The sequence below is a fragment of the Paenibacillus mesotrionivorans genome, assembly GCF_046098205.1.
Lineage (GTDB): Bacteria > Bacillota > Bacilli > Paenibacillales > NBRC-103111 > Paenibacillus_AR > Paenibacillus_AR mesotrionivorans.
On sequence record NZ_JBJURJ010000005.1, the window covers coordinates 369,517 to 395,686 of the forward strand.

The window sequence follows — 26,170 nt, forward strand, 5'->3', positions numbered from 1 at the left end:
TTACTGTTGGTGAGATTAAAGTTCTTTCATCGTAGGGTAATCGGTGTAACCCTCGTTACCGTTACCAGAGTACAATGTTTTAGGATCTGCTTCATTCAAAGGAAAGCCTGCTTTAAGACGTTCAACTAAGTCCGGATTAGCTAATGACCATACTCCGACTGGCGCCATATCAGCAAGGCCATTATCAATATCTACACTAAGATCTTGTAGAGCCCGTCCAGCTCTATTGACTAATAATGGATTTGGCCAGATGTTGCGAATTTCTCGGAGCAGTGTTTCGTTCCCTAAATGCATAACATGGAGGTAAGCTAAATGATATTGAGCTAATTCTTTTACAAGGTGAAGATAAACTTCAGGACCGTGTTGGCCTTCATTAATTCCGTTAAGAGGTGTTCCTGGAGAAATACGGAAGGCTGTTCGTTCTGCTCCAATTTCTTCAACAATTGCTTTCGTTACTTCAATTGCAAAGCGAGCTCTGTTCTCTATCGATCCACCGTATTTATCCATTCGTGTATTAGAATTCTCCCCAATAAATTGATTAATCAGATAACCATTTGCTCCATGAATTTCAACGCCGTCAGCTCCTGCTTTAATAGCTGCCGCTGCTGCTTTCCGGAAGTCTGCAATTGTCGTTTGAATATCTTCTTCACTTAACTCTCTTGGAACGGGTATTTCCTGCATCCCTTTTGCCGTAAACATTTCTACACCGGGTGCAATCGCAGATGGTGCAACGGGTTGACGATGATGTGGTGTATTGTCGGGGTGCGAAACACGACCGACATGCATTAATTGAATAAATATAAATCCGCCTGCTTCATGTACCGCATCCGTAACCTTTTTCCAACCCTCAATATGCTTTTCCGTATAGACGCCCGGTGACCTTAAGTAACCTTGACCATCATCAGAAGGTTGTGTACCTTCACTAATAATTAATCCCATTGACGCTCTTTGAGAATAATAAAGGGCGCTTAGCTCGCCTGGTGTACCATCTTCTTGAGCTCTACTACGTGTCATTGGTGCCATCGCTAACCGATGAGGTAATTTCAGGTTACCAATTTTAATTTTGCTCCACAGTTTTTCCATTTAAAGTTCCCTCTTTAATTTTAGTTTATTTTATTAACTCCAATGCTTTCTTGATTATCGCTCCACTTTAGCCTGTGCGGATCTTACTGCATTTGTCATGAGCTTGCGAGGGAGTAACCGCGGCAAGAATGCCATGAACCTGTTATGCCCCCCTGTTATGATTAAAATCTTGCCCCGCAGGAATTCGCGATATCGTATGTCAGCCACCTGCCCAACCTCCATGACGCCGCTTCTAAAATTCCGCCCGACGCTCCAGTAATTAGTACCGTTTTGTTCATCATTTCAGCTGTGGGTAAATAGCAGCTACACCGCCAGCGAGAGCACGCTGGAGTTGACGGCTCGGTTCATCAGCAAGAATTTCGAAGCTATCAGACTCTATTCCATCAATTGCAATTTTTGCAATATCAGCAGGGTTGGACTTCGGAGCTTCAACACCCGATGTCATCTCTGTATCCATAAAGCCCACATGCAAGCCAGCTACTCTCACATTTTGAGGATACAGATTTAAGCGCAACTCGTTCGTCATTGCCCACGCAGCCGCCTTTGCAGCCGAATAAGCGCCTTCCCTCCCGCCACTACTGAACCATGATAATGCAGAAAGGATATTCAGTATGGATCCCCCACCATTCTTAATAAGAATAGGTGCGAAATTGCGAATCACGGATAACGTGCCAAAGAAGTGCGTATTAAATTCCAACTGGATTTGATCGAGATCACCGTCAAGCAAAGTAGCTCCTGTAGCCGAGCCTGCATTGTTGATCAGGAGCGTAACATCTTGAGCTGCCATAGCAGCTGCCGCTACCTCTTGAGGGTTCGTAATATCAAGCTTTACTGGAATTGCACCGGGAATGTCAACGGACTGCGGATTTCTGGCTCCGGCATACACCTTAGCTCCTCTGGATATAAGTTCAAGGGTGAGATGGCGACCAAAACCTCGGTTCGCGCCAGTGACAAATGCAACTTGTTGAGAAATATTCATTATAATTTTCTCCTTTTATTATATTTTGTTTATGAAATTGTTTGTTGAAGCTATTCGATCTGCGTTTTGATACATAGTAGATACGGTAGCGAGTATTGCTCAATAAGCGCCTTATTGAGAACGATCATTCTCAATGTCACAAAAAAAAGGGTGCCTTATCTGTTGTTTATGTTTGTTGTGTTGTTTAACTGCGCTGATAAACTTCACTGTAAAGCAAAGCTTTTTAGCTTCTTTCTGCGGTTTTTAAGAATGTTCATTCTAAAATGAGTATATAATATCCATCTGAAAGAGTTTGGAGTAGCAGAAGGGAGACTTTTCAATCTGAACTGACTACTCTCATTCTTCCAAAAGCTTCAACGAAATATGAGTAATACGGTGAAGCTTTTCTTTGGAAGCCGAGGTTCTTGCCATTACCCTTAACCCAATCCATACATTATGCAGGTATCCCGCCAATTCCTCTGCACTGTATGTGGAGGTGAATTCACCTTCACGCTGTCCCCAAAGAATAATCTCCTTGAGCAATTGCTCTGCTGTCGTGAATGCTTTCGTGGCCTTGTTGTCCACCTCGACGTCACGCGCCGCCAATTCTACGGCCGAATTCACCATTAAGCAGCCGGCTGGCGAGTCCTCATCCCCGTCAATCATGAAGCTAAAAATAAACTGTAATGCCTCTGATGCGGTCTTGGATCGTTTAACCCCTCCTGCAAGCGCGGCGCTGATTTTGTCGTCAAACCGATCCATCGCTTTCAGGAACAGACTATGCTTATCTCCAAAAGTATCATACAAGCTTCTTCGATGAATACCCATATGCTCAACCAACTCGGACATGGACGTTTTCTCGTACCCCTGCTCCCAAAAGAGCCGCATCGCCTTATCCAAAACCTCTTTCTCTTCAAACTCCTTGCTTCTCGCCATACCCAACTCCCTCCCTTAATTAATATACCATATTGAGAACGATCAGTAAAGAAACGTCATGTTCTTTTTTTGAATCATTAGCTTTATCATTTTTTGACCATAACGGATAACTCGCCTTCAAAGACCTTTTCATCCTTGTCATTGAAAGTGGACAACAAAACTGTAACAATTCCCGTTTCACCCTGCTTTTCTTTAAGCGCTGTTACCTCCACAATGGTATGTAATTCGTCATCAGGGTAAACAGGTTTTACAAACCTAATATTATTCATAGCAGTTCCGGCGATAACATCATCACCATAACTGCCGGTTTCTACCCAAAGCTTAAATGAAACTGCTAATGTTTGAATTCCGGAAGCAATGATTCCGTTGAATCGTCCTTGCACTGCTTTCACTTCATCCAAATGCATATACTGCGGGTCGAAATCCGATGCAAATCTAATGATATCCCCTTTAGTTAATCTCATTGCTTTTGTATGAAACACTTGTCCGATGTAAAATTCACTAAAACGCATCAATACACCTCCCGATCAACTTGCTCAGCTTTTTTATATTACAGTACTGGTATATCAGCTTCAAGCTAGATGCCAAGCTCGACCGGCTTTTCCGTCGGGTGGATTGTTTTGTTTCCCCTGATCCGCGGCACCCGATTAATATCGGTCCCATCCTACCCCCATATTGACCTCATCCCAGACCAGGCAATTTTTGATTGTGAACCCCACTTTGCGCATCCAAATCACCATATAAGGGTACATTTGCCAATCTATGAATACGTAAATGTGTCGGCCTGTTTTCAATACACGATGGGCTTGCCGAAGCCATTGAAAGGTGAATCGTTGGTATTCCTGCAGGGTTAGATTGTCATTCTGGATCCTCCGGAATCTAGGCTTTCGCATCCGGGTTTGGGATGTACCGCTGAAGCCGAGGTTATAAGGAGGGTCTGTTACAAAAGGTTTCCATGAACGAGTAGAATCTGTTGAGAGAGAATCCAGGAATATCTAATATAGACAGTCCGTTTAATATTCTAAAATGCCATCATTAGGATGCCTAACCTACTTAAACATCAATGTATGGGCCCATTTTTTGCCTATCCCGCACCAACAAATGCTGCCCTTCATATGATGGATTTGACTGTATCCCTATACCTTGTATCCGACAACTACCCAGGCAAGGAGGGGTGACTACATTGAAGGGCATCGATCACAAGAGCAAGTTCATCCTTACCCACCGCGAGCGCGAAGTATTCGAACTGTTGGTTCAGGACAAAACCACCAAAGATATCGCGCAGCAGCTTTTCATCAGTGAAAAGACTGTCAGGAACCACATCTCTAACGTTATGCAAAAATTAAACGTTAAAGGCCGTTCGCAAGCGGTCGTGGAACTGATCAAGCTTGGGGAATTGAAAATCTGATAGACCAATCCGCATACCCCATCCTTGGGCCTGTTGCCCGCCTTCATCATGAAGGCGGGTAGGGGCTTTTTTATTTGCGGAACAAAAAGGAAATGTCTTCCTGAAAAACGAATGTTATACTGCACGGCAAATGGAGGAGGATATGGGCATATGATTACCATTTATGATTGGTTTGGGTATGAGCTGCCGATTCAGGAGCGGTATCGGAGTATAAAGAAGGCCGGATTCGACGGGGTTTTATTATGGTGGAGTGAGGGTTTTGGCCGAAACGATTACCGCAAAGGGCCGTTGCTGGCGCGGGAGGCCGGATTGAGCATCGAGAATATCCACACGCCGATCCAACAGCAAAACAATCTCTGGCTGGATAATCTGGACGGCGAGGCCTTAAGCGATTGTTATTTGCAATGTGTGGCCGATTGCGCCGAATTTGATATCCCGACTATGGTGGTGCACCTGCCCAACGATAGAAAACCCTATAACGCTCTTGGACTGGACAGAGTCAAGAAGATCACGGAAAAAGCCGAAAAACTGGGCGTGAATGTAGCTTTGGAAAATTTGGAGAACCTGACCAACGTATCCTATATGCTGGAGCAGGTGGATTCCCCCCATCTCGGATTTTGTTATGACTCCTGTCATCACGTGAACTACAACCCGGACAAGGATCTATTGGCTATGTACGGTTCCCGGTTGATGGCCCTGAATTTGCACGATAACGGCGGAAGCCGCGACCAGCACCAGCTGCCCTTCGACGGACGAATAGATTGGTCTGTCACCATGAGGAAAATTGCAGAAACGAATTATGCAGGTGCAATTGCGTTAGAACCCATGAATTGGGACTATCTGGATGTTTCGGCAGAGGAGTTTTTACATACTGCATTTAAACAGGCAAAACGGCTTGAAGCCTTGAAGCTGAGTCTTCAGGCTAATCTGAAATAACGCGGTCGGCCTCCCCCGAGTTTTTCCAATATGACAATAGATGTCGTATTCCCGGCCTATAATAGAAGTAAGAACAAGGTGAAGGGAAGCGAGGCGGCAGAATGAAACCTTTATCGGGAAAAGTAGCGTTGGTGGCTGGGGGTACACGGGGGGCAGGCAGAGGGATAGCCGTGGAGTTGGGTGCAGCTGGCGCAACAGTGTATGTCACCGGGCGCACCACGCGGGCAGGACGTTCGGAATACAACCGGCCGGAAACCATTGAGGAGACCGCTGAATTGGTGGAACAGGCAGGGGGCAAGGGAATTGCGGTACAGGTGGACCACCTCGATCCCCTTCAGGTACAGGCGCTGATTGCACGGATAGAACGGGAGCAGGGGCAGCTGGACATATTGGTCAATGATATTTGGGGCGGAGAATATATGGTGGAGTGGAACGTTCCCGTGTGGGAGCATTCGCTGGAGAAGGGCTTGCGGATGCTGCGGCTGTCCGTGGACACTCATATTATCACAAGCCATTATGCGCTGCCGCTCTTAATCCGCAAGCCGCACGGCCTGGTTCTGGAGATTACCGACGGCACCCAAGCGTATAATGAGGAGCATTACCGGCTGTCGCTGTTTTATGATTTGGCAAAAACGTCTATTCTGCGGATGGCCAAATCCTTGGCCCATGAGCTCGCTCCTTATCAAGGAACGGCGGTATCCGTTTCCCCCGGCTGGCTGCGCTCCGAGATTATGCTGGAGACCTTCGGGGTAACCGAAGCCAATTGGCGGGAGGCGCTGGTACGGGAGCCGCATTTTGCCATCTCGGAAACCCCGCGTTTTATTGGCCGTGGCATCGCTGCATTGGCCAGTGATCCGGACGCCGCCCGGTGGAACGGGCAATCCACCTCAAGCGGCGAGCTTGCCCAGGTGTATGGAATCACCGATCTGGACGGCTCCCGGCCGGATGCCTGGCGTTACATGGTGGAGGTGCAGGACAAGGGCAAACCCGCCAATGCGGAGGGGTATAGGTAAGGTGCCTTTATGCAGCAAAGCTTCTATGCCATATATACAAAATAGACCAAGGGATGCCTTCCTCTGACGGAGAGTTTCACTTGGTCTATTTTCCAAATTCAATTGCCATAGTTTCGAAATCCACTTTGCATTTGGCTCTCATCATAAAATCTATACCAATAATTCCGTCAAAGCCATAAGGCTCTTGAATCGAACCAAGCTGAATTGGAAAGTCAGTCAGAGCAATATGCTCAATACATAGGTCAGAGATCTGTTGCTCATAGCATATTTCACTTGTCCCTCCAACCCCATACATTCGCTTGGCTTGTCCATTTATAAAATCAATGTAGATCCCTATTACAGCTAACGCATCGGTATCAAAAACAGTTGCCGCACAGCCTGTATCGAATAGAACATTGGATAAAACGATGGATTGATTATAATGGGTTAAGGTCAAAGAAACGATTGGCAAACCATGCTCAACTTGTAATTTCATGTCCTCTGCCGTACTCCTGAGAAAAATTCCTCTACAACCTCCACGTTGTTTCTACTCGTATGGAATACATACAATTCGCGTGCGGGATTGAGCTTATGCAGCTCTTTATAGCCGCTCCACGCTTCTTGCGGATTATCATAGTCTTGAATGATCGCCATATCCTCTAATTGACGTATACGGTTATGGGAACTCACTTTAATCGCTTCTACCAGCACAAAACGGCCTGGATGCAACTCCGTAATCTCTCCCCATTTCATCGGCTTCACCCCGCTTGGTTTTTCATAGTTGTATTATAACATAGTTAATATTGCAATTTTAAATCTACCGATATTGGATTATCATTACAAGTAAATGAGTATAGTCTGAAAAAGGCTTGGAGGAGTTTTATGAAGGTGATCATTTTCGGGGCGACCGGCATGGTTGGCCAGAGTGCATTACGCGAGTGTTTATTGGACGATGGGGTGGAGCAGGTTCTTACTCTGGGCCGCAGCAGCACAGGAAAGCAGCATCCGAAATTACGGGAGATTTTGCTTCCGGATTTGAAGGAGCTGTCACGGGTTGAACAAGATTTGACCGGTTTTGATGCCTGTTTTTTCTGTTTGGGAGTGTCTGCCGCGGGGTTGAAGGAGGAGGAATACCGGAAAATCACCTACGACCTCACCCTTTCGGTTGCGGAGGTACTGGCCAAATTAAACGCGGATATGACGTTTATTTATGTTACGGGAAGCGGGACAGACAGCACTGAGAAGGGACGGTCCATGTGGGCGAGGATAAAAGGGGAAACTGAAAATGCGCTGCTGCGTTTGCCCTTTAAACAGGCCTATATGTTCAGGCCAGGAGGCATCATTCCCTTGTATGGCGTGAAATCGAAAACCAGGCTGTACCAGACCATGTATGATCTGCTTAAGCCATTAAACCGTTTACTCCTAAAATCCAGTTTGTTCATCACATCGGAGCAGCTGGGGAAGGCGATGATTATCGTGACCCAAAACGGGTTTGCCAAGCCTATTTTGGAAAGTAAGGATCTGAAGCAGCTTTAATTTGAATAGTACAATCGCCTCCTCTCATACCTTGTGAAGATAAAGCTCGTGGGGGTGGCATTATGGAACGGATTCATCAGCCCAAGGTGATCTTCATTGCCATAGAAAAATCGACGCTGCAAAAGATCCTGCTCATCGATATCATCATCGGGTCAGGGCTGTATGTTATCATTAAAATCATTTCCTCCAGTCTGCTCATTGCAACCATTGGCAGCATGGCGGGCACCGAAGGAATCAAAACCATTCAGCGCCCCGCTTCTGGCGGAAAGAGAAAATGAATCCGAAGCCATCCGGACAGAGGATCCGCTATTCCACGTAAAATCAGCGTTTTTCTGATCATACGGACTGAGGATCCTCTATTTGACCAAAAAGGTCCAATTTCAACGACGATTTGAAGCAATAGCGCATCCTGTGTCCGTGAAAACTTCAAAACCGCTTGAATTGGCAAAATAACGGAACCACAGTCCGTTACTCCCAACCTCTCCCCGCTCCTCTTTCCTCTTTCCTCTAGCCTCTCTCCCCGCACCCCTCTCTACTATCCATCCCCTCTCGCTTCCCAGCAGCACCGCCTCTAACGCCCTACCTTCACCGCAGCAGCCGCAATCCGCTCAGAATCACCAGCAGGGTGCTGCCCTCATGGCCTACGACCCCGAAGGGCAGATTGATGCCGCCGAAAAAGTTGGACACCACCAGCACCAGTACCACACCGATGGCGAACGCCAGATTTTGCTTGATCACCCGAGCTGTTCGGCGGCCAAGGGAAATGGCATAGGAGATTTTGGACAGGTCATCAGCCATCAGGACCACATTCGCTGTTTCCAACGCCACATCCGTTCCCGCAGCACCCATGGCGATGCCCACCGAGGATACGGCCAAGGCCGGAGCATCATTCACGCCATCCCCGATCATGGCCACCTTTCCGTTCACGGACAGTTGTTTGACAATAGCTACTTTATCCTCCGGCAGACAATCCGCGTAGACCTGATCGACTCCGAGCTGCCTGCCGATGGCTAGGGCCGTTGCCTCCCGGTCCCCCGTCAGCATCACCACCTGCATCCCCATCTGCTTTAATGCCGCTACCGCAGCTTTGGCACCTGGCCGCACTACGTCCTGAATGGCCAGGATACCAACCAACAGCTGATCTGCCTCCACATAAAGAACGGTTTTCCCTTCACTCTCCAGCCGTTTGGCAATACTCACCTCCAGCTCGGTAAGCACCGGGTTATGCATGAGTCCGATTTTGCCCACCTTGCACATAACGCCGTTCACACTGCCCCTTACCCCAACACCTGGAATGGCGGTTAACGCTTGCGCAGTCTCCAGCACCACGCCCCTATCCTTGGCTTGCTGGACAATCACCTTGGCAATGGGATGTTCGGACAGGTTCTCAATAGATGCTGTCAGCCTAAGAAGGGCTTCCTCCGTGTAATCCAGCAAGGGCACAATATCGGTCAGCTTGGGCTTCCCTTCCGTCAACGTGCCTGTTTTGTCAAAAGCCACCGTATTCACATGCCCGATATGCTCCAGATGGACACCGCCCTTAAACAGCACACCCTTCCGGGCGGCATTGGAGATTCCCGACAGAATGGCGGGCATAATAGACGAAACCAGGGCGCATGGCGAAGCGACTACCAGGAAGATCATCGCCCGGTAGATGGTTTTATCCCAATCCCAGCCCAGGATGAAGGGCGGCAGGGTCATCAGCAATGCTGCGGCTGCAACAACGATTTTGGCGTAAATGCCCTCGAACCGTTCCACAAACAATTGACTGGGGGGCATTTCATTTTTGGCTTCCTGCACCATATGTATAATCCGGGACAGCAGTGTTTCCTCTGCCGGCTTGGAGACCTGAATCTTCAGCGCTCCCTGGCCATTGATGGTCCCCGCAAAAACCTCGTCCTCCGCCAGCTTGTCTACAGGAATGGACTCTCCGGTAATGGAGGCTTGGTCTACGGCGGACTGTCCCTCCACCACGTGACCGTCTGACGGAACCCGCTCCCCGGGACGCACCAGCACCACATCCCCCGGTTGAAGCCTCTCCACCTTCACCCTCCGCTCAGCTCCCCCGTCCAGAACCACCGCTTCCTCAGGCCGCAGCTTCATAATGGATTGGATATCCTGGTTGGTCTTCTCCATGGTGAAGTCCTCCAGCGTGCCGCTTAAGCAGAAGATGAAGATCAGGATAGCTCCATCCATCCAATAGCCGATGCTGGCCGCCCCCACTGCAGCCACAACCATTAGAAGATCCACATCCAGGTCCTTTTCCTTGAACAGGGTTTCCAGTCCTTCGATAGCCTTACGGTGTCCGCCAATCCCATACGCCAGCACATACAATGCCACTTCCGCCCCGGACCACCCGTTTCGCCCCATGAACCAGGCCAGAATAATGAACAGCAAACACAGAATGGTGATTACAATCGAGCCGTATGTTTCCCAAAAGGTACGGAATAAGTCCCGTTTTGCCCTGTCCGGGCCAGCAGTATACTCCATGGTTCCCACATCTCCCTTATCACATATACGGTATACCCCTATATGGTATGGTCAATGATAACGATTGTCAATGGCCCAAAAATGAAAAAATCTTGACAGCAGTCAGTGCCGTCAAGATTCGTGGGTTATACCATTATTAGTTTCAGTCCAGCCGCCCGAAAGCCCGTAAAAACAGCAGCTTCTCAAGCGCTATTTCCGCCTTCCACCAGTTTTCGCTGACAGCAAATTCACGTTCATAGCCGGCCCAGCTCCAGTTCAGGCTCCAAATCCCTTCCGGGTTCCGGTTGGCAAGCACATAGTCCAGTTCCTTTTCCACAATTGCAGCATTGTCTGCATAACCCAGACCTGCCGGACAATGGATAAATGCCGATGGTTTGCAGGCATATCCGCTCCAGTCTCCGGCATCCCGTTCCAGCAGAGCGGTAATCCGCCGCGCGGCAGCTGCCTTCATCTCATCATAAGCGAATTGCTCCTGCAGCCCGGCCAAAAAGATATACTCAAGCAAGGTAACTACACATTTGAGCGGATGCATCTCCAGATCCATCTCCTGCAAAAAAAGCTCCTCCAGCTCCTTGGCGGTTCTGACCCCGCTTGCATATAACAAGCTGTTCCTGTCAGCATACTGCAGAATAAAGCCGGCCAGAATGGCAGTCGGATTAAATCTGCTGCGGGCTGTGCTGTCCGAAGCCGTATTCCACCAGGGCGCATGGGGATATTCATTGTTGGTGGCAATCACATTCCGCCAGGTGTTGCCATCCTTTTCGGCTCCGCCGTCCAGAAATCTCAGGATCCCCTGAATAACCGGGTGGCCCCGGTCCTCTATATGAAGCTCCAGCAGTATCTCAGCTGCGGTTGCTGTCTGAATGGGCGAAGAATTGGGATTCCAGGAATCCGCCTCCAGGGCATGCCCGAACCCGCCGTCCTCATTCTGATAAGCAGCCAGTGCCGCCAGCACAGCAGCCTGTCCGCCATTCTCGAAGTGATACTGCCATCTTGCCAGATCAAGCGGGCGGGCGTTACGGTAAAACCAGTTTTGTATAGCTTGGAAATCCTCCCGTGCAAGCTTCATCCTGATTCTCCTTTTATCCAAAAAAAATGATGGACCTGTCTTACCCCATCCGTGAAAAATGCTCCACCGCTTTGGCAAAATCGGCAATGGTTTTTTCCGCATCTCCATGCTCAATGCCTTCACGGACACAATGCTGCAGATGCCCCTCAAGAATCACCTGGCCCACCTTGTGCAAAGCCGCTTTGGCCGCATTAATCTGCACCAGAATCTCCTCGCAGGGAACGTCCTTTCCCGCCATATCCGAGATGCCCCGCACCTGTCCTTCGATCCGCTTAAGCCTTGCCTGCACCTTGGTTACATCCATGCATTGTTTCATCTTAAACTCTCCATTCCTCTTGATCACGCTCTCGTTATCTATACGGTATATGAACGGAGAAGCCTCTGTCAATCTTCCGCTTCCTTGCGCTGCTGTCTTTTGATAGAGAACACAACTGCAATTATCATGGAGCTGAGGAACGTGGCCAATGGCACGTAATACAAAAAAACCGGCATAAAGATATTTTTGGTATCCACGCCGGTGATATGATTTTGCTCCACGATGTATTGCCCGACCACTCCGCCGATGACGGAATAAACCAGGAACAGCCCAATAAAACTGATGATAAACACCAGACATCCCATAACAGCTATTCCTCCCGGCCAGGCCGATCTCTATGGACTTTCGGTTTTAGGACAACTTCATGGTGGTAACACAGGTACGGTCGTTTTCGTTGGTGGTCAAAAGCTCCTCCGAGGATTTCCCGTCATAATCCACCTTGACCTTCACCTTTTCTCCCCGCGGCACCCATAGGTCCAGGAAACCGTTCTGGTAGGTTTGCACTTCCTTATCCACCAGCACCTTGCCGGAAGCATCCTTCACATTGACATGCACGGTTTTGTTGGCCAGTTCACCCTTGCAGGTAGCCAGATTGTGGTTATAGCAGTTATGCGTATGCTCCACAAATGGAGCGATGGAGAGATAAAACTCATCCTTGGGCATGGGATAGGTTGTTTGGGAACCGTCATTCTCTACAACCACAAGCTCAGACGTTTTGGCGGATACGGACTTGGCCGTCCGTTTGGCTGAACTGAATTCCTCTATCATTTGTTTGGTCTTTTCGCCGTTGGGAGAAGCCGGAGCAGCAGCCGGGTCACTCTTCCCAGAGCATGCCGCCGCAAATACGAGAACGAGCAATATTAAACTTTTTTTCAAAGGGAACCACCTTTCCAATACCAATATTCTACTCATTTATAGTACAGCCGTTAATGAGCCGCAGCAAGCCTTCAAATCCGGTCCATCGGATATGCAAATTCATAACTCTTGGCTGCCGCCCATGCAAAAATCCGGTCCAGCTTCGTTTCCATATCCGCATTCCAGCACTGCTCATGGGTGAACAACACCAGCGTTTGCAGCTTTCCGGCATAAGCCGGGTCTCCAGCCCAAGCTGACAGGTCTGCAGCCGGATCGGACCAGTTTTCCAGCCGCGGCATGGTTTTGATAAAATATAACGCTTCCTTCTCATCATAATAAATGCCTTCTTGCTTCAACGCTTCACGCTGGGCCTCATCCAGATACATATCCACTTTCCTGCCGTCGTCACTGGCCAGAAAACCTTTGGCCCCCGGCGTGCTGTCCCGCCACACCCTGACGTTAGCCAAGTTGCCCGAGTTATAATGTGTCCTTCCCAAGGTATCGATATTGCTGTCCGTTGCAAAGGACCGGAAAGCCGCCATGGTGTTCCGGTAGTGGGAGCGGGCTTCCTCCTCCGGGCATTCATTATAATTGTCCTGCCTGGTGTTGGCATGGAAGGCCAGCCGCAGCCAGTGGGCATGAGCGGCAAACTCCTCCTTAAACCGTGTTGTCATCTGCCCTAAATTCCAGGTAGCCGGCTCATCGGAATAGAAGCAGTTGAAGGTAACCACTGCCCCGTACCGGTCATGGAATGCCTTCAGGCACGCCAGCCGCGGATGGTCAAAGATGGAGGAGGATGTTTCCGCTTGGCTGTCGATTTCCCGCAGCCACAGATACACATCGTCGATGGAAAAATGAACATATGGATTGTCTCTGCTGATCAAAAGCTCTCAGATCCTTTCTCAACCTTCACAAAATAATCGTCATCCATCATAAGTTTCTTGTTCAGCGGCTGATATCCTTTTTTTGAGCAAGGAATTTATTAGGGCGTGTCTGAAAACTCCGAGGGGAGCAGATTTTAGCGAATTTCGGCGATGAAAGATGCCTTCAACGAGTTTTCAGACACGGCCTAGGTACAACGCATTTCAGTAGAGTCACAGCGGTTATACTCCTGGAAGCGGGCAATGCCTGCGAGGATCCGGTCCATCACACCCGCGCCGCCGTCCACACCATCCTCCAGCCAGATCCGGTTGACTACAAGCATGTTCCGTTTCGGATCAGTCTCCATCTCCAGACGTCCCACCAGCTCACTGCCGCACAGGACCGGAAGCACATAATAGCCATACTTCCGCTGGGCAGCGGGAGTGTAAACCTCCCATTTGTATTCGAAGCCGAACAGGTCAGCAATAAGCTTCCGGTCCCACAGCAGGTTATCCAAAGGCGCAAGAATTCTGGCACAGCCGGTTGTATCGGAGGGCTGGGCGGCTGCGGCTTGCAGCAGGTCCAGATTTTCCGAAGCCACATATAAGGGGTGTTTGATTCCGTCCACATCAATCTTCACGATTGCACCTTCATCCAGCAAGGTTTGGAAGGCCTGGCTGCGCTCCGCGCTTTTGAGGCCGTTGATCCCCAGCCATGCGTCACTGGGTTTGTTCCACAACAGCCCGACGGCATTTATCCTGCGGAGCACGCCCCACTTGAAATAGTCCGCGTCTGTCCGGTAGGGAGGCGCCATGTTGAAGTATTCCGCCGGAATACACTTCTCGGCCAGCGCATAATACCGGCGGGTGCCCTTCTTATGATGGACTACAGCCAACCCGGCATAACACATGGCCTCCAGCGCAGCCTTGGCCAGCCGTTGGGGACCGTAGTGCCAGTCCACCTTCACATCATGGGCAAAATCCGACGAACAAGCGGATTCATGCTGCTGCAGATAGTCCGTGATCTCGTCTATGACCGCCTGATGCTCCCGGCACCATACCAGGAAACGCCTGCGGAACCGCTCAAAGCAGGACCAATCCGCCACTGTGCTGATGGACATGTTCTTGTCCCACACGTCGAACAGAACTCTGTCCTGATACAGCAGCGGCTCTATATCCCCCTTCCGGTAAGAGCGGCACCTGGCCTGGAGCACCAGATCGGGATTCCTGCCTACCACATCCAGCGGGTCATACTGGATACATCCGGTTTTGCGGATATAGTTTACGATATCCTCTCTACCCTGGAGAGCCGAGTCGTCGCTCAGGTGATGGTACCGCACCAGATACCTGCGTATCTGTTCCTTGTCATAACGTTGGGTAGGGATGGGAATCGCCTGCCTTTTTTGAAGGGATTAACAGCTTCAGCTTCATTATACCAATGAAATGCGACAACAGGCTGTCGCTTATAAATAGATAATTATATATAATGATTCTAAATTAGAATAAATGGGGGGCTTTTATGGGATTGCCGGTTCTTACCGAAGATGTGGCCAAGCGTATCCTTCAATCTGAAACCCGTTACTTCACCTCGAGAATCAGCTCTATCGGCGAAAGAGCCGGGAATCCGGAAGGAGTAGAAATCAGGACCTTCGGGCAAACAGCAGCTTTTTATATCAAAACCATGCCTTGGGGGCTGTTCAACTCTGTGAAGGGGTTCTCCCCGGATGACTCCGGCAGTCTGGAAGAAATCATTGCCTTCTACCGGGAGCGCAACCGCTCCTTTCAGTTGGACATCAATCCGCCCGGGATGGGTCCCGAATGTCTGAAGACATTGGCCGAACACGGGCTTTACCAAACAGGCTTTCACTCTGTCCTCTATGGTTTGCCCAGCTCTGTGTCTCCTAAACTCCCCTCTCCAGTAACAATAATCGAGCTGAAGCAGGAGGCAGACTTTGATCTCTACGCAGGTGTGCATTGTGTCGGGTCCGGTATGGATATTGCCCACAAGCACCACTTTGCCAATAATAACATCGGCCTCTTGAACCGCCCCGGCTGGAAGCTCTATCTGGCTTTGTGGGATGGGGTGCCTGCTGCTGTGGCCATGATGCATACCGGCAATAACATCGCTTCGTTCACCTTGGCCGCAACCGCCCCCGATTACAGACGGAAGGGCCTGCAAACGGCCTTATTGCAATGGCGGCTGCACGAAGCATACAAGGCCGGCTGTGAGCTTGTCGTTGCGCAGGCAAGCTTCGGAAGCTCCAGCCAGCATAATATGGAGCGGGCCGGTATGCAATTGGCTTGGACCCGGGCCGTTTGGGCGCCTCTATGAGCGTTAGCCCGGCAACAGAAAAGCCCTTCCCCCACCCCCGAAAAACGCGGGCAGGGGAGGACTTTGGACGCTAACGAATCTCACAGCGCTTATTTCCTATAAAAACATCCTAATCCCATTGTAACGAATGTGACACACGTTATTCGTAACAAACAGGCCCAATATAGCCCGTTCCGGAGCAAATAAGCTTCGTCAGATTCGTTACAATCCGAAGACCCGCCAAATCCGCAAAATAGCGTGGCTGGGATTCGTTAGGGTCTGGCTGCAAACTCCGCGAGAGGCAGCTTGTGGCGAATATTCCTCCAGCCGTCCCTTCACCCAAACTGGTGCATCACCAAGGCCACCGCAATGCCGATCAGCGCCCCTACGAACACCTGGTAGGAGGTATGGCCGACGAATTCCTTGAGGATCACCTGCGGGGAGGGCTGGCTCCCGTGGCTGTGAAGAAGCTTACTCAGCTGGTTCAAGATCTTGGCATGTTCCCCGGCCTCCCGTCTGACCCCCCGGGCATCATGCATCACAATAATGGCCAGGACCGTACTGATGGCGAAGGCGAAGGAATCAAAGCCATATTGGATTCCCGCCGCCGTGGCAAGGGCCGTTACGGAAGCGGAGTGTGAGCTGGGCATTCCTCCCGCACCAACCAGACGCTCCGCGCTGAACCGTTTATGAATGATTAGATGAATAACCGTCTTCAAAACCTGGGCGACTAACCACCCCATAAACACATTCACTAATACGAAGTTATTCAGTACATCGTGGATCATATCCGCTCCGTCACCTTCTTCTCTGTTTGGCTGATTGGCTTATACTCTCTATCATAACGAATTGACCGAAGCACCTGCAAATGTTCCAAAAAAGAGCAAAAACACCGCCCCCTCCCGGAAGAGGGAGCGGCGGTGAAATTTGATAAACAAGGTTTCGCGGCTTTCCTGCCTTTATCCTTTGACCCCGCCTACCATCATCCCCTTCACAAAATACTTCTGCAGGAAGGGGTACACCATGATAATAGGCACCGAAGCCACAATGGTCATGGTGGCGCGGACGGACAGCGGTGTGATCCGGTTCTGCTGGGCCCCGCTGGCCCCCGAGATCATCCCTTCAATGCTGGACTGCCCCGAGGTCGTGTTGGAGTTCTGCAGAATTTTCTGCAGCTCGTACTGCAGCGTGCTCAGTTTGATGTGGGAGGAGTTGTACAGGAACACATCAAACCAGGAGTTCCATTGGAATACCCCGGAGAACAAGGCCACGGTAGCCAGCACGGGGGTGGTGAGCGGAAGCACAATTCTGGTAAAAGTAACAAAATCTCCCGCACCGTCAATTCTTCCCGCCTCCAGAATGCTGTCGGGCAGATTCTCAATAAAGGAACGGATGATGATCAGATTGAATACGCCGATAAGCCCCGGCCAGATATACACCTGGAAGCTCCCGATCATGCCCAGATCCCTGATGAGCAGATAGGTGGGAATAAGTCCGCCGTTAAAGTACATGGTCAGGATGAAGGCCATGGTAATGAATTTGCGCAGCACATAATCCTGCCGGGTGATGGTGTAGGCCACCATGGCGGAGCAGAACACAGTCAGGACCGTACCAATAATCGTCCGCAGCACGGAAATGTAAGCCGCATGGAAAATGGTCGCTTCCTTAAATACATACTCATAGTTATCCAGTGTCCACATCCGGGGCCAGAGATAGATGCCGCCCTTCAGCGAATCCTGGGCATTGTTCAAGGAAACCGCCAGCACATTGGCGAACGGGTACAGCGTAATGATCATCAGGCAGATCAGGAAAATCGTATTGCAGATATCGAAGGTCCTGTCGCTGATGGAGGCTTTGATTTTATACCGCCGTTTGGGCTTCTCGGCTTCAGCCGCTTTGGCTTTCATGCGTATCCCTCCCTCTTCTAGAATAGTCTGGATTCACCCATACGCTTGGCGAGGGTATTCGCCGAGAACAGGAGGATGAAGCTGACGACGGTTTTGAACATCCCTGCTGCTATGGAGAGGGAGAAGTTGCTCTGCGCTATGCCGTACTTCAGAACGAATATGTCAATGTTCTCGGAATAATCCACATTCATGCCGTTGCCCAGGAGGTATTGTGGCTCGAATCCCGATTCCAGCAGATAGCCGATATTCATAATTAACAGCACGATGACAACCGGTTTAATGCCGGGCAGCGTAATGTAGAACATTTTTTGCAGCCGGCTGGCGCCGTCGATCTCCGCCGATTCATACTGGGACGGGTCGATGGTGGTCATCGCCGCCAGATACACAATGGTATTCCAGCCGATATCCTTCCAAACGGAGCTTGCTCCGAAGATTCCCCAGAAGTATTCCGGGACGCCCAAAAACAGAATTTCGTTTCCTTTCCCGATTGCACCGGACCAGACCAGCATCTGATTGATAATCCCGTCAGGGGACAGCGTGGATTGGATGATGCTTGCCGCTACCACCCAAGAGATAAAGTGAGGCAGGTAGCTGACGGTTTGCACCACCCGCTTAAAGGCCACATTCTTCACTTCATTGAGCAGCAATGCCAGCGTAATCGCTGTAGTGAAGCCTAAAACCAGATTGATTGAGCTCATCGCTAACGTATTGCGCAGCACCCGCAAAAACCGTTCATCGCCGAACAGAAATTTGAAGTGCTCAAAGCCCACCCAGGTTTGATCCCAAAAGCCCAATGCCGGCTTGTAATTCTGGAAGGCGATGGTCCAGCCCCACAGGGGCACATACTTGAAAATAATCAGCCAGATAACAAAAGGAACGGACATACATACCAGCACACGCTGCTGCGCCAGCTTCGCAAAAAACAGCTTGATTCCCTTGGGCTTCTCCGTTAAAGCCAGCGGGGTGCTTTCGATTACAGTGGTTTTCTCCATATCCGGATCTCTCTCCTTCCGGTGCTGCATCATCGGGTAATGGCGCCGGGAGGGCCGGCCAAGTCCTGTGAAGTCCGGCCCTTCCGTATGCGCTCTATTTACCGCCCTTGGCGATGTCGATCAGCTTCTTGACTTCTGCAGTTGTCCATTTTTCATAACCCGCCGTATCCAGCTTGCCGAATTCCTTGTTAAATTCATCCCAGACGGAATCGAATTTGTCAGGAGTAGAGAGCACCAGCTTGGGGAAATACTTCTTCGTAATTTCGTCCTTCTTGGTTTCCCAGATCAGCTCCGGCGAGTTTTGGCCCTTGGTGAAGCCCCAAGCCGGGAACCACGGACGGTCATCCGGTGAAGCGAACAGATCGGAATAGGTTTTGATCTTATACTTTCCGAGAATTTCCTTGTCCTTGGCAGTCAGATCCAGCTCGAATACCTCCGGCTGGTTGCCGGGCGCTCTGGCATTGCCGTTAGCAAGAGTAGAGGTGGTGTTGTACATCGGCCAGTTCCAGTTGTAATACTTAAAGCCGAACTTCTCGTTGAAGGCTTCCGTCAGTTTGGTAATTTGCTCCGGGGTCCGGTAGTACCGTCCCTTGTCGTTCACCTCGTAGGTTTCGCCCTTGATGCCCCAGCCCAGCATGGTCTGGTTTTCCTCCGTCAGCATGTTATCGAAGTATTGGATAATGCGGACCGGGTCCTTGGCCTTGGTGGTAATGCCGATACCGCGGTTGGTTGCCAGTCCGGGAGGATCGATGTAGGCATCCTTGATATTCTCGCTCATGGTCACCGGCAGCTTGAAGTACCGGTAGCCGTCCTTGGTGGGGTCCTGTCTGGCTTCATCCTTCAACACATTGGTGGCATTAGCCACCTGCCAGCCATAATCGAAGAAGCCCAATACCTTGTGGGAGGTCAGCTTGGCGATATACTGGTCATAGTTGTCTACGAAGGAGGCTTTGTCGAACAGCCCGTCCGCGTTCAACTGGTTCAGGGTTTTCAGCCAGGTTTTGGTGGCATCGTTGGCCGCATAGGTTTTGGCCTCGAAGGTTTTCAGGTCAACGGTTACGTTGCCGTCATTGGGATATCCCATCAAGTGCATAGGCGGGTTGGAGGTGACGAAGAATCTCCAGTCATGGGTCAGGGAAACCATTCCCGTCAGATCCTCGCTCTTGTGCTTTTCCCGGTAATCCTTAATGAGCTTAATATATTGGTCAAGAGTTTTGATGGTGGGGTAACCGGCTTCCTCCAGCACCCGGCGCTGCACCCAAAAGGCTCCGTGGCCGCCGTCCGGCTCAGGGATAAACTTGCCTACCTGCACGGCGATGGGAAGATAATAAATTTTGCCGTCCTTGGCTTTCATCCGGTTGAAGAAGTCGCCATACACGCGTTTGATGTTGGGGCCATACTTGTCGATGAGCTCATCCAATGGAATAAAAGCGCCGGCGTTCATAACCTCCTCAATGGCTGCGTCAGGGATCAGCACCTCCGGATAATCGCCGGAAGCTATCATCGTGCCAATTTTAGTCTTCAGATCACCCACCAGGAACTCCAGCTTGAAGTTTACGCCGGTTTGGTCCTCAAGAGCCTTACCCAACGTGGTCTGGTTGGTATTCACATCCTTGGAGCCTGCTACTCCGTTAAAGATGGTGTACGTAACCTTGTCCTTGGCGGTGGTTCCCTGAGTGGCTGCGGCGGTACTGGTAGCCGCCTTATCCGGTTCATTGCTTTTTGAGCAGGCGGTGGCCAGAGAGGTCAGCATCACAGCTGTAAGACCAAGGAGCAGTGTTTTCCTCATTTTTCCCTTTCCCCTTTCCCATTCCTCTATTTGCAAGCACTTTCAGTATAAAAGTCGAAGGGGAATTTGATTACCCGTCAAACTATAGCGTCTACTTAGAAAACTAAACATCCTGCTCCAGAATGGGAATTTGCAGCCGGATTACCGTCCCTTCCCCGGGACTGCTTTCCACCCGGAATTCGAACCGATCCCCGTAAATCATCTGCGCCCGGTACAGTACATTCTGCACTCCGATCCGGTCGCCCATAATCTCGTCCATGTTCAGATAGCTGTAGAGCCGGTCCACCTTTTCCTTTTCCATGCCCGTTCCGTTGTCCTGCACCGAAAATACCAGATTCCCCTCCTCGGTCAGGATGCGGATATGGATGACGCCTCCGTTTTTAAGCGGTTCGATGCCATGAATGCTGGCGTTCTCCACAAAAGGCAGGAACAGCATCTTCGGCACCGTGCAGGCATACGATTCGGGGGAAACGTCGATGTGGTACTCCAGCTTGCTGCCAAACCGGTATTTCTGAATCTCCAGGAAACAAAGGATAAACTCCAGCTCCTCCTTCACCGTCACTCTGTCCTTGTTCCAGGTCAGGGAGCTGCGGAATATTTTGCCCATATTGTGGATGATCTTGGCGGTTTCCGTCTCCTGCTTCAGAATGCTTCTCATGCGGATGGTTTCCAGCGCATTAAAAAGAAAGTGGGGGTTGATCTGGCTTTGCAGGGCGTTTAATTGAGCCTTTCTGCGCTCCAGCTCCAGGCTTTTCTTCTGGATATCCGCCTTGTACACGTCATTGATCAGGGTGTTGATCTGATGGATCATCCGGTTGAATTCCACCGTCAGCTGGCCGATTTCGTCTCTGGCGTCCACATTGCGGACAATCTCGAAGTTCTGGTTCTTGACCTTCTTCATATGCTTCAGGATTTGAATAATCCGCGTGTTCATGGAACGGGTAATGATGAGAATAATCACGGTCGGCAGGATCATCATCACACAGGCGGACCACAGGATAAATTTCCGCGATTTCCCTACCTCTCTCACAATTTCATTTTCATTGATGGTGCCAACCACAGACCAACCTTCCAGATAACTGACGCCTGAATATACGGTTTTGAACACAACCAGATGATTGGGCCGCTGCAGGGAATCAAAATAGGCCCGATCACTGCCTCGCCAGTCCACCTCCGGGTTTGTGGTAAATTCCACCTTGCCTTCCGCGTTCAACAGGTACATGCTTCCCTGCACATTCAGATTCATAAAAATGTCGCTTAGGGTGGAGGTTTTAAAATCAATTTTCACCATCTTCTCCCGGAATTGGCGGTCGGCATAATAATCCATCTTCCGGATCAGAGAAAAGCCGGTGAAGGGGCCGTCCGGCTCCTCGATGCGGATAAAAACAGGCAGGGAACGGGAACTGGAGGCGCCTGCCTTGTACCATTCCGTTTCTCTTACCTGGTTGTTCAGATATCCGACATTGCCCGAATGCAGCAGGGTAGCGTTGTCCGCATAGACGGTAATATTCTGGAGAGACAGGGCTACAGGCGTATAGTTGTTCAACATCCGCCGCAGATAGGAGTCGTAAGCCTCCACATATTCCTCGGGACGAAGGAAATCCCTGTCCAGAATTTCATTGGTGGTATAATCCGCATAGAAGAAGGAGGACAAGCTAACCGCATCGTCCACCTGGGAGCGGAAGTCATTCTTAATTTGCTCGATGGCCAGACGGATATCCTTAATCTTCTGGTTTTTTACATTATTGGAGATGATCGTATAGAATATGCCATTCGTTAGAATCGTAGGGATAAACACACACAGCAGGTACACAAGAAACATCTTGTTCCGCAGCCGGATATTGTTCAGCAGCCGGTCCATCAAAACCCTCCTAACGCTCGATAATGCGGTTCCGGTATTCCGTCGGTGTCATCCGCTCCATTTTTTCAAATTGGGTCACAAAATAATCCGCATTGTTGAAGCCGACCTGCTCGGCAATTTCATAGACCCGCTTGTCCGTTTGGCGGAGCAGCTTTTTGGCTTCGCTGATCCGAAGCTGCTGCACATGGTCGTTGAAATAGATACCGTAGGTTTTTTTGAACAGCTGGCCCAAATACACCGGATTCATAAAAAATTTGGCCGCGATGCTCTTCAGATTCATATTCTTCTGGAAGTTGGCGTCCACATACTGTTTAATTTTGTGGATGCTTCCTTTGGTGAAGGTTTTGCGCAGCCTGGCGATGGTTTCCGAGGACTCGGCGGCAAATTGAAGCAGCAGCTTCTCCAGTTCCTCCAGGGTGATGCTGTAATCATGCCAGCCGATCATCGGCTCCAGGCTGTTCAGAAGCTTCTCATCCCCGTCCATGCTGCGGATGGACTTGACGATTCCGGCGACAAACCGGTCCACCGCTGTTTTCATGGCCTCCGGTGAAACATGCTTGTCCACCAGCGACTGAAGAAACTGCCGGATGCAGGAGGACAGATCATGCCCCTCTCCTTCTTCCACCGCCTGGATCAGCTCCCGGGTGCAATCATCCTCCAGATGGATGTAGTTCAGGATAACCTCCTCCACATCCCCGTAGGCAATCACCCGTTCATTATGCCTAATGAACTTGTACTGCATAGCCTGTTTGGCGCTGGTATAAGCATCTCTCAGGCTGCGGAGCTCCTGGACCGGCTTGCCCGCATAAATCCGCAGCTCCAGCGGGTACAGGCCAGCCAGCTTGGCTCCCAGCTCCAGGGCAAGCTCCTTCGGGCTGCCGAAGCGTTCCGTATAATAGATATCCGGTGCGATAAAGCCGTAGGCCCGGTGATGGGCGTACACGAATATATGCTCCAAGCTCCGGTGAAGTATGGATTGAAGCGCTTTCTTGATATCCTCCGCAAGACGCTCCTTGGTTGGAACGGGTGCATCATTCCACGGGGAGGCATTGTTGATTTCCACCAGCATATATGAAAACTCCCGGACCCCCGCATCCCTCCAATAGCCAGTCCAGGCTTCAATGGCCGTGCCGCTTAAATCCCCGCGGATCAGAGCTTCGATCAGCTTCTCTCCCGCATCCCAGGCTTTGCCCTCCTGTGCTTGTGTCTGCCGGGCCAGCTTCTCCCGGAGCTTGGCAAGAGTGTTCACAATATCGTCCTGATCCACCGGCTTAAGCACATAATCCAGCACCCCGTACCGGACGGCCTGCTGGGCATACCGGAAATCGTTGTATCCGCTGATGATGATAAAATTGGTGTCCAGTCCCTCTCCGGCAACGGTCTGGATCAGGCCGATCCCGTCCAGCACGGGCATCCGGATGTCGGTGATTACCAGCTGCGGCCTCTTCTCCCGGATCAGCGCCAAGGCATCCTCTCCATTATCTGCCTCACCTGTGATCTGAAACCCGTTTCCTTCCCAGTCGATCATTTCAATCAGGCCTTTGCGGACAAAAAATTCGTCATCCACGATAATTGCGGAATACATGGCATCAGCCCTCTCCCCTGAGCAAAATTGGTAATTATCCTTACAATACCATATGATAACAGGAATTTCTTACAAGTTCACGGATGGATTTACGGCAGCGGCAGTCGGGGGAATGAAGTCTTTATTTTTCGAAGAAAATGCTTTATTTTCCAAAGCTGGACCGAGGCAGGCTTGTGCTATACTTTGGGCATTATTACCTTCATGCTGAATAAACGGAGGAGAACTGATATGGCGAACAGCAGGCAAGGCGCCTTTTTTACCGGAGAGTACCGCAATGTGTTTTCGGAAATGGGATACAGTGAGGAGGCGGTCGGAAGCAGGCTGGAGGAGATCTGGCAGGAGCTGTTCCACGGCAGCCCGGACGTCCGGCTTTACCACCCCATGGACGGAGACAAAGGATATATGGTGGACACGGGGAATGATGACGCGCGTACGGAGGGCATGTCCTACGGCATGATGTTTGCGGTCCAGCTGGACAAGAAGGATGAATTCGACCGGCTGTGGAATTTCTCCAAAACCTTCATGCAGCACCGGGAGGGACGGTATAAGGATTATTTCGCCTGGCATTGCAGCTTGGATGGAACGAAGCTGTCCCCAGGCCCCGCTCCCGACGGGGAGGAATTCTATGCCATGGCGCTGTTCTTCGCCTCCGCCCGCTGGGGGGACGGGCCAGAGCCTTATGATTATTCGGTGCAGGCCAGGCAGATCCTCAGAGCCTGCCTGCATCAGGGTGAGGAGGGTCCGGGTGACCCTATGTGGGACCCGGCGACCAAGCTGATCAAGTTTGTGCCGGAGAGTCCGTTCAGCGATCCCTCCTATCACCTGCCCCACTTTTACGAGCTGTTCGCCCTGCTGGCGGATGAGGAGGACCGGCTGTTCTGGAAGGAAGCGGCGGCCGCAAGCCGGGCTTATCTGCATACAGCCTGCCATCCGGCTACGGGACTTTCCGCCGAATACGCCAACTTCGACGGAACACCGGCTCCCCCGCAGCCTCATGGGGATTACCGCTACTTTTACAGCGACGCCTACCGGGTTGCGGGCAACATCGCCGTAGATTGGGAGTGGTTCCGGGCGGACCCCTGGCAGGTGGAGCAGTCCAACCGGCTTCAGGCCTTCTTCCGCGATAAGGAGGTCTCCGATTACCGCCGCTACCATCTGGACGGCACTCCCTTCGAGGAGCCGGCCCTCCACCCTATCGGCCTGCTGGCCACCAACGCTATGGCTTCCCTGGCAGCGGACGGCCCGGATGCGGCTGCATTCGCGGAGCTGCTCTGGAACACGCCGCTGCGCACCGGGAAACGCCGGTATTACGACAACTGCTTGTATTTCTTCGCGTTCCTGGCCTTAAGCGGCCATTACCGGATTTATCTGCCGGAGGGCGGAAGGTTGTAGATCTGCCGTTTGAACCTCCTTTAACTGGAAATGGCAGAACGGACGGATTCCCGATATAATTCACTCAAGGGGGAATCCAATGATGGATTTTGAAACGGTGATGCAGGAGCTTGAAGCGCTTGCCAAGGAGCGTCTTAAGAAGCAATATATGTCCAATGGTGCACATGAACCGCTGTTTGGGGTGGCTACCGGCGCTATGAAGCCCATTGCCAAACAAATCAAAATCAATCAGCCGTTAGCTGAGGAGCTGTATGCCACGGGGAATTACGATGCCATGTATTTTGCCGGCATTATTGCCGATCCGAAGGCAATGACAGAGGCGGATTTTGAACGCTGGATGGACGGTGCCTATTTTTATATGCTATCGGATTATGTGGTAGCGGTGACATTGGCGGAAACAGGCATTGCCCAGGAGGTGGCCGATAAGTGGATCGGAAGCGGGGAGGAGCTGCGGATGTCGGCGGGCTGGAGCTGTTATTGCTGGCTTATGGGCAGCCGTCCCGACGCGGAATTTGATCAGGGCAAACTTGCCTCCATGCTGGAGCTGGTAAAAAACACGATTCACCATTCACCCGGCCGGACGCAGGCGTCCATGAATAATTTCCTGTACACCACGGCGGTGTCCTACTTGCCTCTCCATGAGCTGGCGGTGGAAACCGCCAAGGCAGTAGGACCTGTAGAAATGAAACGGGACAATAAAAAAAGCAGCGTGCTGCTGGCCTCCGACAATATCCAAAAGGCTGTGGACAAGCAGCAGCTCGGCTTTAAGCGCAGATATGTGAGATGTTAGAAGAAAGCCGCTGGAAGCTCTAGCTAAGATGAACGTAAACAAAGGGCAGCCCTCCAAATTGCTACTGTCGTAGGTTAAAATGGAAAGTGACCACCACCCATTTC

General features: G+C 50.8%; 28 protein-coding genes. 8 read left to right on the forward strand and 20 right to left on the reverse strand.

Features of this window, described 5'->3' with window-relative positions; genetic code table 11:
- Nucleotides 1-15: 15 nt before the first annotated feature.
- The 5 genes from ACI1P1_RS09835 to ACI1P1_RS09855 all read right to left on the reverse strand — a co-directional run bounded on the left by ACI1P1_RS09835 (nucleotide 16) and on the right by ACI1P1_RS09855 (nucleotide 3,870).
- Nucleotides 16-1,083, reverse strand: a complete 1,068-nt coding sequence (locus ACI1P1_RS09835) for an alkene reductase (RefSeq protein ID WP_416216197.1) — start codon at nucleotides 1,081-1,083, stop codon at nucleotides 16-18.
- A gap of 277 nt (nucleotides 1,084-1,360) precedes the next feature.
- Nucleotides 1,361-2,062 (reverse strand): SDR family oxidoreductase, encoded by a 702-nt coding sequence (locus ACI1P1_RS09840; protein ID WP_416216198.1) that lies wholly within the window; start codon nucleotides 2,060-2,062, stop codon nucleotides 1,361-1,363.
- 336 nt (nucleotides 2,063-2,398) lie between these two features.
- Nucleotides 2,399-2,977 carry a TetR/AcrR family transcriptional regulator gene (locus tag ACI1P1_RS09845; RefSeq protein ID WP_416216199.1) on the reverse strand — a complete coding sequence of 193 codons (579 nt, stop codon included), beginning with the start codon at nucleotides 2,975-2,977 and terminating at the stop codon, nucleotides 2,399-2,401.
- Nucleotides 2,978-3,063: 86 nt separating this feature from the next.
- Entirely contained in the window at nucleotides 3,064-3,489 is a 426-nt protein-coding gene (locus tag ACI1P1_RS09850) for a MaoC/PaaZ C-terminal domain-containing protein (RefSeq protein ID WP_416216200.1), read from the reverse strand.
- 135 nt (nucleotides 3,490-3,624) lie between these two features.
- Complete coding sequence (locus ACI1P1_RS09855; RefSeq protein WP_416216201.1) at nucleotides 3,625-3,870, reverse strand: DNA methyltransferase; 246 nt, start codon at nucleotides 3,868-3,870, stop codon at nucleotides 3,625-3,627.
- A 290-nt stretch (nucleotides 3,871-4,160) separates the two neighbouring features.
- Here ACI1P1_RS09855 and ACI1P1_RS09860 point away from each other — a divergent pair, with 290 nt between their 5' ends.
- The 3 genes from ACI1P1_RS09860 (at nucleotide 4,161) to ACI1P1_RS09870 (ending at nucleotide 6,334) form a co-directional block, all read left to right on the forward strand.
- A complete protein-coding gene (locus ACI1P1_RS09860) occupies nucleotides 4,161-4,385 on the forward strand; it encodes a helix-turn-helix domain-containing protein (protein WP_113020196.1) in 225 nt (74 codons plus the stop codon).
- 150 nt (nucleotides 4,386-4,535) lie between these two features.
- On the forward strand, nucleotides 4,536-5,321 hold the full coding sequence (locus ACI1P1_RS09865; protein ID WP_416216203.1) for a sugar phosphate isomerase/epimerase family protein: 786 nt from the start codon (nucleotides 4,536-4,538) through the stop codon (nucleotides 5,319-5,321).
- 101 nt (nucleotides 5,322-5,422) lie between these two features.
- Nucleotides 5,423-6,334, forward strand: a complete 912-nt coding sequence (locus ACI1P1_RS09870; protein WP_416216204.1) for an SDR family oxidoreductase — start codon at nucleotides 5,423-5,425, stop codon at nucleotides 6,332-6,334.
- A gap of 85 nt (nucleotides 6,335-6,419) precedes the next feature.
- Here ACI1P1_RS09870 and ACI1P1_RS09875 read toward each other — a convergent pair whose 3' ends face one another.
- Nucleotides 6,420-6,809, reverse strand: a complete 390-nt coding sequence (locus ACI1P1_RS09875; RefSeq protein ID WP_416216205.1) for a pepsin/retropepsin-like aspartic protease family protein — start codon at nucleotides 6,807-6,809, stop codon at nucleotides 6,420-6,422.
- The gene (locus tag ACI1P1_RS09880) at nucleotides 6,806-7,066 is read right to left on the reverse strand and encodes a hypothetical protein (RefSeq protein ID WP_416216206.1); all 261 of its coding nucleotides are present in this window, start codon (nucleotides 7,064-7,066) and stop codon (nucleotides 6,806-6,808) included. The genes ACI1P1_RS09875 and ACI1P1_RS09880 overlap by 4 nt, the downstream gene beginning before the upstream one ends.
- Nucleotides 7,067-7,195: 129 nt before the next feature.
- Between ACI1P1_RS09880 and ACI1P1_RS09885 the strand changes: the two genes are divergently transcribed.
- Together ACI1P1_RS09885 and ACI1P1_RS09890 are read left to right on the forward strand one after the other, a co-directional pair.
- On the forward strand, nucleotides 7,196-7,849 hold the full coding sequence (locus tag ACI1P1_RS09885) for an NAD-dependent epimerase/dehydratase family protein (RefSeq protein WP_416216207.1): 654 nt from the start codon (nucleotides 7,196-7,198) through the stop codon (nucleotides 7,847-7,849).
- A 62-nt stretch (nucleotides 7,850-7,911) separates the two neighbouring features.
- Nucleotides 7,912-8,127, forward strand: coding sequence for a hypothetical protein (locus ACI1P1_RS09890; protein ID WP_416216208.1), 216 nt, complete (start codon nucleotides 7,912-7,914; stop codon nucleotides 8,125-8,127).
- A gap of 307 nt (nucleotides 8,128-8,434) precedes the next feature.
- On the opposite strand, the gene ACI1P1_RS09895 is transcribed toward ACI1P1_RS09890, so the two are convergent.
- From ACI1P1_RS09895 to ACI1P1_RS09925, 7 genes are all read right to left on the reverse strand, one after another.
- Nucleotides 8,435-10,339 (reverse strand): heavy metal translocating P-type ATPase, encoded by a 1,905-nt coding sequence (locus ACI1P1_RS09895; RefSeq protein WP_416216209.1) that lies wholly within the window; start codon nucleotides 10,337-10,339, stop codon nucleotides 8,435-8,437.
- A gap of 142 nt (nucleotides 10,340-10,481) precedes the next feature.
- Nucleotides 10,482-11,408 (reverse strand): hypothetical protein, encoded by a 927-nt coding sequence (locus ACI1P1_RS09900; protein WP_416216210.1) that lies wholly within the window; start codon nucleotides 11,406-11,408, stop codon nucleotides 10,482-10,484.
- Between the two features lie 40 nt (nucleotides 11,409-11,448).
- Nucleotides 11,449-11,724, reverse strand: a complete 276-nt coding sequence (locus ACI1P1_RS09905; RefSeq protein WP_416216211.1) for a metal-sensing transcriptional repressor — start codon at nucleotides 11,722-11,724, stop codon at nucleotides 11,449-11,451.
- Nucleotides 11,725-11,792: 68 nt separating this feature from the next.
- On the reverse strand, nucleotides 11,793-12,029 hold the full coding sequence (locus ACI1P1_RS09910) for a hypothetical protein (RefSeq protein WP_416216212.1): 237 nt from the start codon (nucleotides 12,027-12,029) through the stop codon (nucleotides 11,793-11,795).
- A 46-nt stretch (nucleotides 12,030-12,075) separates the two neighbouring features.
- Entirely contained in the window at nucleotides 12,076-12,600 is a 525-nt protein-coding gene (locus ACI1P1_RS09915) for a CueP family metal-binding protein (protein ID WP_416216213.1), read from the reverse strand.
- 71 nt (nucleotides 12,601-12,671) lie between these two features.
- The gene (locus tag ACI1P1_RS09920; protein ID WP_416216214.1) at nucleotides 12,672-13,463 is read right to left on the reverse strand and encodes a hypothetical protein; all 792 of its coding nucleotides are present in this window, start codon (nucleotides 13,461-13,463) and stop codon (nucleotides 12,672-12,674) included.
- Nucleotides 13,464-13,648: 185 nt separating this feature from the next.
- A complete protein-coding gene (locus ACI1P1_RS09925; RefSeq protein WP_416216215.1) occupies nucleotides 13,649-14,779 on the reverse strand; it encodes a DNA glycosylase AlkZ-like family protein in 1,131 nt (376 codons plus the stop codon).
- A 179-nt stretch (nucleotides 14,780-14,958) separates the two neighbouring features.
- Here ACI1P1_RS09925 and ACI1P1_RS09930 point away from each other — a divergent pair, with 179 nt between their 5' ends.
- On the forward strand, nucleotides 14,959-15,771 hold the full coding sequence (locus tag ACI1P1_RS09930) for a GNAT family N-acetyltransferase (protein WP_416216216.1): 813 nt from the start codon (nucleotides 14,959-14,961) through the stop codon (nucleotides 15,769-15,771).
- 314 nt (nucleotides 15,772-16,085) lie between these two features.
- Here ACI1P1_RS09930 and ACI1P1_RS09935 read toward each other — a convergent pair whose 3' ends face one another.
- The 6 genes from ACI1P1_RS09935 to ACI1P1_RS09960 form a co-directional block, all read right to left on the reverse strand.
- On the reverse strand, nucleotides 16,086-16,538 hold the full coding sequence (locus ACI1P1_RS09935) for a divergent PAP2 family protein (RefSeq protein WP_416216217.1): 453 nt from the start codon (nucleotides 16,536-16,538) through the stop codon (nucleotides 16,086-16,088).
- 171 nt (nucleotides 16,539-16,709) lie between these two features.
- A complete protein-coding gene (locus ACI1P1_RS09940; RefSeq protein ID WP_416216218.1) occupies nucleotides 16,710-17,657 on the reverse strand; it encodes a carbohydrate ABC transporter permease in 948 nt (315 codons plus the stop codon).
- Nucleotides 17,658-17,674: 17 nt separating this feature from the next.
- Nucleotides 17,675-18,649, reverse strand: coding sequence for an ABC transporter permease (locus ACI1P1_RS09945; RefSeq protein WP_416216219.1), 975 nt, complete (start codon nucleotides 18,647-18,649; stop codon nucleotides 17,675-17,677).
- Between the two features lie 94 nt (nucleotides 18,650-18,743).
- Nucleotides 18,744-20,438, reverse strand: a complete 1,695-nt coding sequence (locus tag ACI1P1_RS09950; protein ID WP_416216220.1) for a type 2 periplasmic-binding domain-containing protein — start codon at nucleotides 20,436-20,438, stop codon at nucleotides 18,744-18,746.
- Nucleotides 20,439-20,541: 103 nt separating this feature from the next.
- The gene (locus tag ACI1P1_RS09955) at nucleotides 20,542-22,299 is read right to left on the reverse strand and encodes a sensor histidine kinase (RefSeq protein WP_416216221.1); all 1,758 of its coding nucleotides are present in this window, start codon (nucleotides 22,297-22,299) and stop codon (nucleotides 20,542-20,544) included.
- Between the two features lie 10 nt (nucleotides 22,300-22,309).
- Entirely contained in the window at nucleotides 22,310-23,884 is a 1,575-nt protein-coding gene (locus tag ACI1P1_RS09960) for a response regulator transcription factor (RefSeq protein ID WP_416216222.1), read from the reverse strand.
- Nucleotides 23,885-24,112: 228 nt separating this feature from the next.
- Here ACI1P1_RS09960 and ACI1P1_RS09965 point away from each other — a divergent pair, with 228 nt between their 5' ends.
- Nucleotides 24,113-25,276, forward strand: coding sequence for a glycosyl hydrolase family 8 (locus ACI1P1_RS09965; RefSeq protein WP_416216223.1), 1,164 nt, complete (start codon nucleotides 24,113-24,115; stop codon nucleotides 25,274-25,276).
- A gap of 82 nt (nucleotides 25,277-25,358) precedes the next feature.
- Nucleotides 25,359-26,066, forward strand: a complete 708-nt coding sequence (locus tag ACI1P1_RS09970; protein WP_416216238.1) for a DNA alkylation repair protein — start codon at nucleotides 25,359-25,361, stop codon at nucleotides 26,064-26,066.
- Nucleotides 26,067-26,170 lie beyond the last annotated feature (104 nt).